This is a genomic window from Blautia sp. AF19-1, assembly GCF_003479155.1.
GTDB lineage: Bacteria > Bacillota > Clostridia > Lachnospirales > Lachnospiraceae > Fusicatenibacter > Fusicatenibacter saccharivorans.
Genome location: NZ_QUGQ01000029.1, coordinates 1 through 12,444 on the forward strand (window position 1 = coordinate 1; position 12,444 = coordinate 12,444).

11 protein-coding genes are annotated in these 12,444 nt (G+C 43.8%); 10 read left to right on the top strand and 1 reads right to left on the bottom strand.

The window, feature by feature from the left end; genetic code table 11:
- Positions 1-155 precede the first annotated feature (155 nt).
- The 3 genes from DWX26_RS15365 (at position 156) to DWX26_RS15375 (ending at position 3,808) form a co-directional block, all read left to right on the top strand.
- Positions 156-923, top strand: a complete 768-nt coding sequence (locus DWX26_RS15365; protein ID WP_117509992.1) for a class I SAM-dependent DNA methyltransferase — start codon at positions 156-158, stop codon at positions 921-923.
- Positions 924-932: 9 nt separating this feature from the next.
- Complete coding sequence (hslO, locus tag DWX26_RS15370; protein WP_022462421.1) at positions 933-1,808, top strand: Hsp33 family molecular chaperone HslO; 876 nt, start codon at positions 933-935, stop codon at positions 1,806-1,808.
- 89 nt (positions 1,809-1,897) lie between these two features.
- Positions 1,898-3,808: an NAD(+) synthase gene (locus DWX26_RS15375; RefSeq protein ID WP_118601738.1), complete on the top strand. Its 1,911-nt coding sequence runs from the start codon at positions 1,898-1,900 to the stop codon at positions 3,806-3,808.
- 131 nt (positions 3,809-3,939) lie between these two features.
- Here DWX26_RS15375 and DWX26_RS15380 read toward each other — a convergent pair whose 3' ends face one another.
- Positions 3,940-4,413, bottom strand: coding sequence for a hypothetical protein (locus tag DWX26_RS15380; protein ID WP_118601739.1), 474 nt, complete (start codon positions 4,411-4,413; stop codon positions 3,940-3,942).
- A gap of 238 nt (positions 4,414-4,651) precedes the next feature.
- On the opposite strand from DWX26_RS15380, the gene DWX26_RS15385 reads away from it, so the two are divergent.
- From DWX26_RS15385 to DWX26_RS17960, 7 genes are all read left to right on the top strand, one after another.
- Positions 4,652-6,367, top strand: coding sequence for a sensor histidine kinase (locus DWX26_RS15385; RefSeq protein WP_118601740.1), 1,716 nt, complete (start codon positions 4,652-4,654; stop codon positions 6,365-6,367).
- Positions 6,364-7,947: a response regulator transcription factor gene (locus DWX26_RS15390; RefSeq protein ID WP_118601741.1), complete on the top strand. Its 1,584-nt coding sequence runs from the start codon at positions 6,364-6,366 to the stop codon at positions 7,945-7,947. The genes DWX26_RS15385 and DWX26_RS15390 overlap by 4 nt, the downstream gene beginning before the upstream one ends.
- Positions 7,948-8,054: 107 nt before the next feature.
- Positions 8,055-9,599 carry an ABC transporter substrate-binding protein gene (locus tag DWX26_RS15395; protein ID WP_117804860.1) on the top strand — a complete coding sequence of 515 codons (1,545 nt, stop codon included), beginning with the start codon at positions 8,055-8,057 and terminating at the stop codon, positions 9,597-9,599.
- 70 nt (positions 9,600-9,669) lie between these two features.
- Positions 9,670-10,593 (top strand): ABC transporter permease, encoded by a 924-nt coding sequence (locus DWX26_RS15400; protein WP_022462679.1) that lies wholly within the window; start codon positions 9,670-9,672, stop codon positions 10,591-10,593.
- Positions 10,594-10,603: 10 nt separating this feature from the next.
- Positions 10,604-11,500 carry a carbohydrate ABC transporter permease gene (locus DWX26_RS15405; protein ID WP_022462680.1) on the top strand — a complete coding sequence of 299 codons (897 nt, stop codon included), beginning with the start codon at positions 10,604-10,606 and terminating at the stop codon, positions 11,498-11,500.
- A 16-nt stretch (positions 11,501-11,516) separates the two neighbouring features.
- Entirely contained in the window at positions 11,517-12,332 is an 816-nt protein-coding gene (locus DWX26_RS15410; protein WP_117804859.1) for an alpha/beta hydrolase, read from the top strand.
- Between the two features lie 20 nt (positions 12,333-12,352).
- Positions 12,353-12,412 (top strand): hypothetical protein, encoded by a 60-nt coding sequence (locus DWX26_RS17960; protein WP_431834939.1) that lies wholly within the window; start codon positions 12,353-12,355, stop codon positions 12,410-12,412.
- Positions 12,413-12,444 lie beyond the last annotated feature (32 nt).

Here is a 12,444-nt window from a genome sequence, read left to right on the forward strand (position 1 = left end):
TTCGGCTGTTAACCGAAGGGTTGTTGGTTCGAGCCCAACTCGGGGAGTGAATGAGACCTGCAGGGATCCTGCAGGTCTTTTCGTATATTGAGTTGCCCTGTGTGATGTGATACAATAAGGCGTAGCTACTGTAAACGATGAAGGAGAAAAGAAAGATGAATGAAAGTTATACCAGTTTTGCCCAGGTATATGACATGTTCATGGACAACGTGGACTATCCTGCCTGGAGCAAATATCTGATTCAGCTTTTAAAAGAATATCAGGTGGAAGACGGACTGGTGCTCGATCTTGGCTGCGGAACGGGAAACATGACCGAGCTGCTCGCCAAAGAGGGCTACGATATGATCGGCGTGGACAATTCTGAGGATATGCTCGAGATTGCCAGTGAAAAACGCGCCGAGTCCGGCTTAAACATTTTATATCTGCTTCAGGATATGCGGGAATTTGAGCTCTACGGAACCGTGAAGGCGGTTGTGAGCATCTGCGATTCTATCAACTATATTCTGGAGGAAGATGATCTGCGGGAAGTATTCTCACTTGTCAACAATTATCTGGATCCGAAGGGCATGTTTATTTTTGATTTGAATACAAAGTATAAATATGAACAGATGGGTGAGACTACGATTGCGGAAAACCGCGAAGAGGCAAGCTTCATCTGGGATAATTACTATGACCCGGAGGAAGAAATCAACGAATATGAGCTCGCCATTTTCATCCCGGAGGGAGAAGATTCCGATCTGTACCGTAAATTTGAGGAGGTACATTATCAGAGAGCGTACGATCTTGCGACGATCTGCCGCTTATTGGAAGAGGCAGGCATGGAGTTTGTAACGGCTTACGATGCATTCACAAAGGATGCGCCGAGACCGGAGAGCGAACGTATTTATGTCGTAGCAAGAGAAAAAGGAAAAAGTGAGAAATAGGAGAGAAACATGGATTATATTGTAAGAGCAACAGCGGCAGACGGACAGATTCGTGCGTTTGCAGCGACAACAAGAGAAACCGTAGAGACAGCACGCCAGGATCACAACACGAGCCCGGTTGCAACCGCAGCGCTGGGCCGCCTTCTGACGGCAGGTGCAATGATGGGCGTTATGATGAAGGGAGATAAAGACCTTCTGACCCTGCGCATCCATGCCGGCGGACCGCTGAACGGCATTACCGTAACAGCAGATTCCAAAGGAAATGTAAAAGGTTACGTCGGAAACCCGGACGTCGTGATTCCGGCCAACAAAAAAGGAAAACTTGACGTGGCAGGTGCTGTCGGCGTCGGATTCATGGATGTCATCAAAGACCTGGGACTGAAAGAGCCGTACGTCGGACAGTGCGTTCTGCAGACGAGTGAGATCGCAGAGGATCTGACCTACTATTTTGCAACGAGTGAGCAGGTTCCGTCCAGCGTCGGACTCGGTGTGCTGATGAACAAAGACAATACCGTCCGTCAGGCCGGCGGCTTTATCATTCAGCTGATGCCGTTCTGCGATGAGAAAGTCATTGAAAAACTGGAGCAGCGTCTGGCAGAAGTCAATTCCGTTACCGCATTCCTTGACGAGGGCCTGACTCCGGAGCAGATTCTTGAAAAACTGCTTGGAGACATGGACCTTGTGATCAACGATACCGTGCCGACCCAGTTTTACTGCAACTGCAGCCGTGAGCGTGTATCGAAAGCGCTGATAGCGGTCGGAAGAAAAGAACTGAACGAGATGATTCAGGAAGCAAAACCGGTGGAGCTGAAATGCCATTTCTGCAACAGCGCCTATGAATTTTCTACCGAGGATCTGAAAGAATTATTGCGTAAGAGCAAATAGCAGTACTGTTTCAGGCGAAACGGAGGCTGTGAGAGCTTCTGTTTGCAGAAAATCTGTAACAGGGAACCAGATAGTGGAGGAAGAAAGAGATGAAACAGGGATTCGTAAAAGTTGCCGCCGCTTCCTGTGCGGTAGTGGTAGCGGATGTCAGAGAAAATACGAGAGTCATTCTGGAAACGATTCATAAAATGGAGGGCGAGGGAGCAAAGGTGATGGTGCTCCCGGAGCTGGCTCTCACCGGCTACACCTGTAGTGACTTATTCTGGCAGAGTCAGATGATTGATGCGGCGAAAGAAGGATTAAAGGAAATTGCCGATGGTACGAAAGAGACCGATGCGCTGATTTTTGTCGGACTGCCGTGGGAACAGGGCGGAAAGCTGTTCAATGTAGCCGCTGTGCTCTGTCACGGAGAGCTTCTCGGCATTGTGCCGAAAAAGTATCTGCCGAACTATAATGAATTTTATGAGCTGCGTCATTTTACGCCGGGAAAAGAAGCGGTGACAACAACGGAATTTTTTGGAAAAGAGGTTCCGTTTGGCATGAATCTGCTCTTCCAGTGTGAAAAAATGCCGCGTCTTAAGGTTGCGGCAGAGCTCTGTGAGGATCTCTGGACCCCAAATCCGCCGAGTGTGGCGCATGCGCTGGCCGGTGCGACAGTGGTCGTAAACCTTTCTGCCAGTGATGAAATGGTTGGAAAAGACAGTTACCGGAGAAGCCTTGTGAGCGCACAGTCGGCGCGTCTGATCTGCGGCTATATTTATGCGACAGCAGGTGAGGGCGAGTCGACGACAGATCTTGTCTTTGGCGGACAGCATCTGATTGCTGAAAACGGAACCATTCTTGCCGAGGCAAAACGATTTGAGAATCAGATTATTTGTGCAGATCTCGATGTGGATCGTCTCACAAGTGAGCGCAGAAGGATGACCACGTATCCGGAGCAGAGAACCGATGGGTATCAGGTCGTTCGATTCTCCTTGTCAATAGAAGAGACAAAGCTGACCCGTTACTTCGAACCACGGCCATTCGTACCGTCGGATAAGCATAACCGTGATCAGCGATGCGACGAAATTTTAAATATTCAGGCTATGGGACTGAAAAAACGTCTGGCGCATACCCATTGCCAGAGCGCAGTTATCGGTATTTCCGGTGGACTTGACTCGACGCTGGCATTGCTTGTAACGGCAAGAGCATTTGATCTGCTCGGGATTCCGAGAAAGCAGATCCTGTCTGTAACGATGCCGTGTTTTGGAACGACAGACCGTACGTATCAGAATGCATGTGAGCTGACGAGATGCCTTGGCGCAACCTTAAAAGAGATCGATATCAAGGAGGCTGTCAATCTTCATTTCCGTGATATCGGACAGAATCCGGAGAAACACGATGTGACGTATGAAAACGGACAGGCGCGTGAGAGAACCCAGATTCTGATGGATCTTGCCAACCAGTCCGGCGGTATGGTTATCGGAACGGGTGATCTTTCCGAGCTGGCACTTGGCTGGGCAACGTACAATGGCGACCATATGTCAATGTATGCAGTCAATGCATCTGTGCCAAAGACACTGGTGCGCCATCTGGTGCAGTATTATGCGGACACCTGCGGGGAAAAAGCACTTTCCGATATCCTTCTGGATGTGCTCGACACGCCGGTCAGCCCGGAACTGCTGCCGCCGAAAGATGGTGTCATTTCTCAGAAAACAGAAGATCTCGTCGGACCGTACGAGCTTCATGATTTCTTCTTATACTATATGCTGCGTGTGACGTACGAACCGCTCAAGATTTACCGTGTGGCAAAACTTGCATTTGCCGGTGTCTACGATGATGCGACGATCTTAAAATGGCTGAAAACGTTCTACTGGAGATTTTTCGCGCAGCAGTTCAAACGCTCCTGCCTGCCGGATGGCCCGAAGGTCGGAAGCGTTGCGGTATCCCCGCGCGGCGACCTGCGTATGCCGAGTGATGCGTGCGTGAAGCTCTGGAGAGAGGAACTCGACCAGCTGTAAAAAACAAAACAGGAAATACGGAAAGAAACAAAGATAATCCAAATTGGTGCAGACAATCAAATTTTGAGATGCACGACAGAAAAAAGGCTTCGGAGCAGAAGAATGCTTCGAGGCCTTTTTGCATGGAAAGATCAGGATTCTGAGGAGGAAGGATTTTGAGCCTGTTCGAGCGCCTGATTGATCGCGGAGACGAGCAGTTCGGAGGTGTAGCGGTCGTCCTCTCCGTAGATGAGGCCTTCCGTCGTCTGATTCACATAGATCTGGCTTGCGATGGAATCGAGCGCGGGCTCCATGAGCGGATACATGGCGGCGGTGGTTTCACTTAAGTTATTCAGTGAAATCGCGGTGATGCGGTCCTGCTCAACATTGACCTGCACATCGAAGGTCTGGTCGCCGAGGGAGATCGTGGAGGTGTAGATGCCGGGAATGTAGCGTGCATTTTCGGCGGAAGCAGCAGTGGTGACAGAAGGTTTTTTCGCAGAATCCTTCTTCCCGGAGAACATGATCAGAAACACCACGAGAAGAATCAGCGCGAGAGCAAGAAAAACAGTGGTGTAAACCACTTCTTTCATATGTAGTACAATGATTTTCGTTTTGGAACTCATGGGCGGGCACACTCCTTTTTGAAAAACCGTCTGTGAGCGGACGAGGGCGAACGGACGGGCGTTTTTACTATAATGTATGTAAAAGAAAAATCGTTTATGAAAAAAAGTGTCTGAAAAATCATTTCCGCAAGCTGCAAGTAATCTTTGGACAGTCTTTCTTCTGCCCGAAAATTAGTATATAATGTAATCGGTCACGATAACAAACTTCAGGGAGAGTCGGGAAAAGAGGAGGGGAAAGATGAAAAAAAGAAAAATCAGAAGGACCATGGGCGTTTTTTTTACTACTTTTTTGCTTCTGCAGATTATTTTACTGTTTCTGTACAAAGCGTTTATTGTTGATATTGCTAAAAAAAATGAGGAAAACCTGGTGGAAAATACGCTGCAGATTTATCATAATACGATGGAAGGTGTATTGGAACGCTTGGATGATAACCTGGATCTTTTACTGGGATATCGACTGCTTTTGACACAGCTAAATGGAGAAAATAACCTGGAAAAAGTGAAAGCGCAGTATAAAATGCTTCAGATTCTAAAGGAAAGATGTAAAGACACAAAGGAAGCGGATGCCTATGCGGTTGTTAATTGTAAAGACAACAGTATCCTGATTCAGAGAAATGGAAATATAACATATGATACAATAAAAGATATCAAAAAGTATCTTCAAAAGCGTAATACGTTTGATAAAACTCCTACATCCGGCTGGACTTCTACTGTTATGGGGGCGCAGGTGTATCTGGTAAAATATTATAATTATGGTGCAAATACGATCGCTGTATTGATATCAGAAAAAAGACTGGACTCCTTGTTAAACTATAATGATATGTCCATCAAAGAGGCAGCATTTTATCTTACAGACAAAAAAGGGGAAATTCTGTGCGCTTCAGGAAAAGATTGGGCATATGGAGAAGAAATAGAGAATCTGCAGAAACAGGATCCATCCATCAGTATCTATCAGGGATCTGTTCTGGAAGATGCATATCAGATGTATTACAGTGTAAAATCATCCGAGTATGCCGCATATTCTACCTCCGGTATCGTTATTTTTGGATTTTTAGTACTGTCTTTGCTTTTCTTTGGAACAATTGTCTGGTATATGCAAAAAGAAATCTTCCGGCCGATTGCAGACCTGTTCTGGGTGTCCAGAAAAATTCACAGTGGAGATTTCAGGGCAAGAGCGGAATATAATACAAACAGCTACGAAATGGAAGAAGTAAAACAGGCATATAATGATATGGTACAGACGATTCTTGAAATGAGGGGGCAAAAGTACGAACAGGAACTTCGAATGAAGGATGTGCAGCTGAAGTATATCCATATGCAATTAAAACCACATTATTTCCTGAATGCTTTATCAACCATTAACAGCATGGTTTATCAGCACGAGGAAGAGAATGTCCATACCTTTATTCAGGCATTTTCACAGAACATCCGTTATATGTTTCGAACTGGTCTGCATACCGTTCCGCTGCAGGATGAAATAAAGAATGCCGAGGGATATCTGGAAATGCAGCGACTCATGTACCGGGATTGCTTTTATGTCTATATGGATGTACCGGAAGAACTGCAGCAGTATCCGGTGCCGCAGATGATTCTGCATACATTTTTGGAAAATATATTTAAGCACGTGATCAGTATTGATTCGTTCACTACGGTTCTGATTCAGGCATTGTGGAGCTTCTCGGGGAAGGAAGTTTACTTAAAACTGGAACTATATATATCGCAGGGTCAATTTTCGCAGGAAATACTGGACTTTGTGAATAAAGATATGGAAATAACAGAAAAAAAAGATGGAAGTGGAATTGGAATAAAAAATGTAAAAGAGGTTCTGAAGATGATGTACGAGCAGGATCATCTTCTGTATTTGGAGAATCTGGAACCGGAAGGAACCAAAATAACCATATGGATTCCGAAAACACTGAAATGTACAGATGAGGAGAAAGACGAAGAGAGATGAATTTGCTGATTGTAGATGATGAAATTGTGACAACGCAGGTATTGGAAGAACAGCTGGATCGCGCGTTACTTTCTATTGACCAGATCTATGTGGCCTACAATACTTCTATGGCCAGAGATATTTTGCAAAAAAACAAAGTGGAACTGATTTTATGCGATATTGAAATGCCAAAGGAGAACGGGATTCACTTTCTGGAATGGGTACGAGAACAGAAAATCCAGACAGAGGTTATCTTTCTGACCAGCCATGAAAAATTTGAATATGCCTATGGAGCTGTACAGAATGGTGCGGCAAACTATCTGCTGAAGCCGATTGACATGAATAAAATCAATCAGGCATTGCTTCGTGTGACAGAAAAAATAGCCTGGAAACAAAAAACGGAGGAAATCCGGGAATATTGGAAGATCGGAAAAAGAAAGATGGTGCGATATTTCTGGACAAGAGTATTGCTGGAACCCGGTGTGCAAAAACAGGGACTCGAGGAGGAAATAAAGCAACAGGGGATAGCGGAAGAAATTCAGGAAAAATATTGTGTTGTGATTCTTCATTTTGCCAGTGGCAAACTGGACTTCGGGAAAGAAAAGGAACAGGAATCCATTTATAAATTTGCAATGGAAAATATTCTGGCAGAAGCATTCACAGAAAAAATCAGAATGGAAAATGTGATTTGCTGGGAAGAGAATACGGGGACCTATCTTGGAATTCTGTCGGAATTTTCGGAAAAGGAGACGAAGGAGAGAGCGGCACGGGTCAGAAAGATATTTGAAAAATATTTTCCTGATGCATTGCAGATCGGATACATTTCCCCGAGTGTTCCTTTTTATGAAGCAGGTTTGGAAAAAGAGAAAATAATGGAATATGACAAAACGCATATTTATGACGAAGGGGAAATAAAAGAATTTATGGCATTGCTTCGAGAAAAAGAGGCTTCCGGACATATTCTGGACGAAGATTATATCCTGCAGTGTCTGAACAAGGGTTCCAGGGTAAGTACACTGGAATATTTACAAAAAACGCTGCAGCATGTAAGGCAAACGATGCATTCCGTAGAAGGATTTCGCAATTTTCAAGTGGAACTGACACAGCTTGTAAGCAAATATCTCCATGATAAAAAGGAAAATATGAACAGCGTGATTCGTGATCCGATCTATCTGAAACTGGATATGAATGCTGTTAAATCAGAATTCTCTATGGTGCAGTGGATGACCTGGCTGATGAATAAGGTATTTGATCTGACACAGGAGGAACGGAAGGAAAAAACAGAAAAAAGGATCACAGATCAGGTAATTGATTATATCAGAGAACATTATACGGAAGATATTAACAGAAATACGCTTTCGGAGAGGTTTCATTTTTCGCCGGAATACATTGGAAAAATGTTCCGGAAGGATATCGGAACGTCGTTGAATGATTATATTAATTCCCTGCGCGTGGAAAAAGCGAAACATTTGCTGGAAAACACCAATACAAAGGTGATTGATATTGCGCTGGAAGTCGGATTTGATACTCTTCCGTATTTCTCATCTGTATTTAAAAAATATACGGGAGTTTCACCGGCAGAGTTTCGGAAAAAAGAATAGATATCTTAAAAACGAAAGTTTTTGTACTTTTTTGTGTAAGAACTTTCGTTTTTTTTGCGCTATGATAAGTCTATCAAAAGGAACCGGAAAGAAGAAAGGAGAAACAAATGAAGAAAAAGATTTTGGCGATTTTGATGGCTACCCTGACAGTAGGATCTCTGCTGAGCGGATGTGGTGGAGCACAGAGCAGTGATGCAAACGGAAATCAGGAGAGCAGTAAGCAGGAAAGCAGCGACAGCGAAGAACCGGCAGAGGTTGTATTTGCGTACATGACGCAGAACAATATCCCGGAGTCATCAGAACTGGAAAGAATTCAGAACCTGATCAACGATTATACAGTAGATAAGATCAATACAAAGGTCAAGCTGGTACTGTTTTCCAATTCTGATTATATGAATCAGGTGAATCTGATGCTGGCATCCGGAGAACAGCTGGATTTGTTTCAGGCCTATAATACGTCGCATCTGAAATATATTCAGGATGGAACAGCGCTGGATATTACAGAGTATCTGGACAGTGACCTGAAAGAAACAACAGAAACTCTTTACGATGGTTTTCTGGCACCGACAACGGTAGAGGGAAAAACATATGGAATTCTGAATATGGGTTCCAACTATGTACCGGGTGGATTTACCTATCGTGAAGATATTACCGAGGAACTTGGAATCGATATGAGTCAGGTTACCAAACCGGAAGACTTGACAGCAGTGTTTGCAAAGGTAAAAGAAGCTTATCCGGATATGACAATCATTGATCCAAACAGAGCGAATGCGTTATTTGAAAGCTACCTGGGAAAGATTGCTAAAATTGATCCATTAGGTGACAATATTGCCTCATCCGTTTCCGGTGTGGCTTATCAGGACAATGCAACTGTAGTGGATATGTATGAAACGACAGATTTCAAAGAACTGTGCGAACTGACCAGAAGCTGGTTTGAAGCTGGTTATTATGCAAGTGATGCAGCTACTACAACAGCAACTACTGCAGAATTACTGATGTCCGGCAACTGCTTTGGCACATTCTGTGGCTTGGGTAATCCGAAGATTGCGCAGCAGTATACAAACAACTATGGTCATCCGTTTGAAAATGTACAGATCAGTGATTCGATGATCTGGTCTGGAAACGGCGGAGCATGGATGGTAAATTCCGGCTGTAAAGATCCTTCGGCAGCCTGCAAATTTATGAACCTGCTGTACACGGATGCATATGTAGACAACCTTCTGGTCTATGGAGAAGAAGGGGTAGATTACAAATTGGATGAAAATGGTTGTGCAGTAGCACCGGATGGATATACGGATCTGAACAGTGTAGCCTATACCGATAATATGAACTACTATTTCTGGGGAAATAAATGGCTGACCTATCCGGTTGTAGGCGGTCTGTATGGAGAAGAAAAAGAGACAAACAAGCAGCAGAATTATGATGGAGATCATTCAAACTATTATGGTTTCCTTTACGACTACAGTGATAAAGAAGCAGAATATACCGCATGCCTGAACATTGTAGAAGAGTATAAAAAATCTCTGTGGGTTGGTGCAGCAGATGTAGATACAACACTTGCCGAGATGACAAAACGACTGAAAGCAGCTGGTATGGATGACCTGATTCAGGCAAAGCAGGAGCAGCTGGATGCATGGATGAGTAGCAAATAGGAAAGACTTTAAAAAAGAAAAGGCTGCGGAAATTTACCGCAGCCTTATTTATCAAAAAGGGAGTCGAATTATGACGAAAAGTGAGAAAAAACATGCCAGTAAAAATACATTAGCATTACTGTTGATTGCATTACCGGGTATTACATATCTGATCATTAATAACTATATTCCTATCATTGGAACCTTTATTGCGTTCAAAAAGTTCAGTTATGCAAAAGGAATCTGGGGAAGCCCGTGGTGTGGACTGGATAACTTTAAATTTTTGTTCCTGACAGATGATGCATGGGTCATTACGAGAAACACATTGTTATATAATCTGGCGTTTATCGTGATCGGAACCGTAGTTTCTGTGATTTTTGCAATCCTGCTGCATGAGCTGGGAGAACTGTTACGCGGAAAGTTTTTCCAGTCCGTGCTGTTGTTTCCACACTTACTGTCATGGGTTGTAACGGCGTATCTGGTATACGCGTTATTGGGAAGTACAACCGGTTTTGTGAACAATACAATTTTAGATGCGCTGGGGAAAAAAGGCGTAGACTGGTATACTGCAAAAGCTGCATGGCCGTTTATCCTGGTTATTGTATATCTTTGGAAGAATGCAGGATATAATGCGATCGTTTATATGGCAGGTATTGCAGGCATTGATAAGGAAATTTATGAAGCGGCAAAGATTGATGGCGCTTCTAAATTGAAACAGATTACGGCCATTACACTTCCGCTTCTGAGACCAACCATTGTTATTATGACATTGATGGCGATCGGCCGTGTATTCTATTCTGACTTTGGTTTGTTCTATCAGGTACCAATGAATGCAGGAACCCTGTTTTCTACGACGCAGACGATTGACACGTATGTATATCGTGGTTTGATGGAACAGGGTAATGTAGGAATGTCTTCGGCAGCAGGTGTATATCAGTCATTGGTTGGTTTTGCACTGGTCATGATTGCAAACTTTATTGTACGGAAAAAAGATCCGGAAAACGCATTGTTCTAGGAGGCAGGATATGAAAAAGACAGTCAGCGATGAAAAACGATTTATTGCAATAGCAACAGTTATTTTAGTGGTAATCAGTATTGTGGCGTTGTTTCCGATGATTCTTCTGGTGGTTGCGTCCTTTACCGATGAAAATGAACTGATTACAAACGGATATCAGATTTTGCCGAAGAAACTCAGCCTGGAAGCATATACCTACATGGTAAAACAGGCAGCAACAATCGTAAGATCGTATCTTGTTACGATTGGAACAACCGTTGTCGGAACCGGATTAAGCGTATTACTGACGACTTCGATCGCATATCCGATGGCACGAAAAACATTCAAATATAGAAACGCATTATCCTTTTTTGTATATTTTACCATGCTGTTTAATGGAGGACTGGTGCCACAGTATATTATGTGGACAACATTTTTCCATATTAAAGATACGTATGCAGCACTGATTTTTCCGAATCTTCTGATGACAGCATTCAATATTTTCCTGGTAAGAAACTATTACAGCAACAGCCTGCCGGAAGCATTATATGAAGCTGCACAGCTGGACGGAGCGTCAGAGCTTGGAATTTTCACCAAAATTGTATTTCCGTTGTCGAAGCCGGTAGTTGCCACCATTGGACTGTTTACAGGTCTTTCCTACTGGAACAGCTGGACCAATGCTTTATATTACGTACAGGATCCAAAATATTTTGGTATTCAGAATCTTCTGATGCGTATCATGAAAAACATTGAATATCTGCGAAGCGGAGCATCAGAGCTGGCGGCCGAAGGACAGGCAGTTTCGCTTCCGGGAAACTCCATCCGAATGGCACTGGCATTTGTCGGAATTTTACCAATCATTATTATTTACCCGATGCTTCAGAAATATTTTATCAAAGGTGTGGTTGTCGGCGCTGTAAAAGGCTGACAGAAAGGAGAAACAGATGGCAGCATATGTACATTGCAATTTTCACTCCTGTATCCTGCGGATGCAGGTAGATGTTTCGATTCTGCTTCCGGAAAAAGAGCGAATGGAAGATGTAGAGCAGGGAAAAAAGGGAGAGACTTTCGGGAAAAACAAAAAATATCAGACCCTGTATCTGCTGCATGGATTTACAGGAGACCATCTTTCGTATCTGAGGACCTCCAAGATTGAGCGTTATGCAGATGAGCATCAGATTATGGTGGTTATGCCAAGCGTATATAACAGCGCCTATACGGATATGAAATACGGACTGGATTATTTTTCTTATCTGACAGAAGAACTGACAGATTTTGTGGAGAGAAATTTCCCGGCAGCAACAAAGCGGGAAAACCGTTTTATTGCAGGAATGTCGATGGGAGGTTACGGTGCCTATAAATGGGGACTTACCTGTCCGGAAAAATTTGCGGCAATCGGAGGCGTTGCGGGATCTTATCATGCGGAATATCGTTATCAGGGAAAGGTTAACACGGTATCCACCCTTTGTGAAGCGTTATATGGTGATCCGCCTGCGATTACACCGGAGGTTCATGATGTTTTTACACTGTTGAAAAACCGGAAAGAAGAAGGAAGAGATATTCCGAGACTGTATACCTGCTGCGGTACAGAGGACAGACGTCACCAGGATTCGGTCGATCTGAAGGAGTTTGCGGATCAGCTGGGCGTTCCGCTGCTGTTTGAAGAGGGACCGGGAAGACATGATGATATTTTCTTTGATGAGTATATTCAGAAGATTCTGGACTGGATGAACTTTGCAGGGAAATCAGTAGAAGAATAAAATATACCGCAAAGTGGGGCTTGCAGATTGCGGAAATGATTTTTCAGACACGCGCTAAGCGAAAACACTACAGAATATAGAACTATTTAGCAGATAAAGACCCATATTTGTA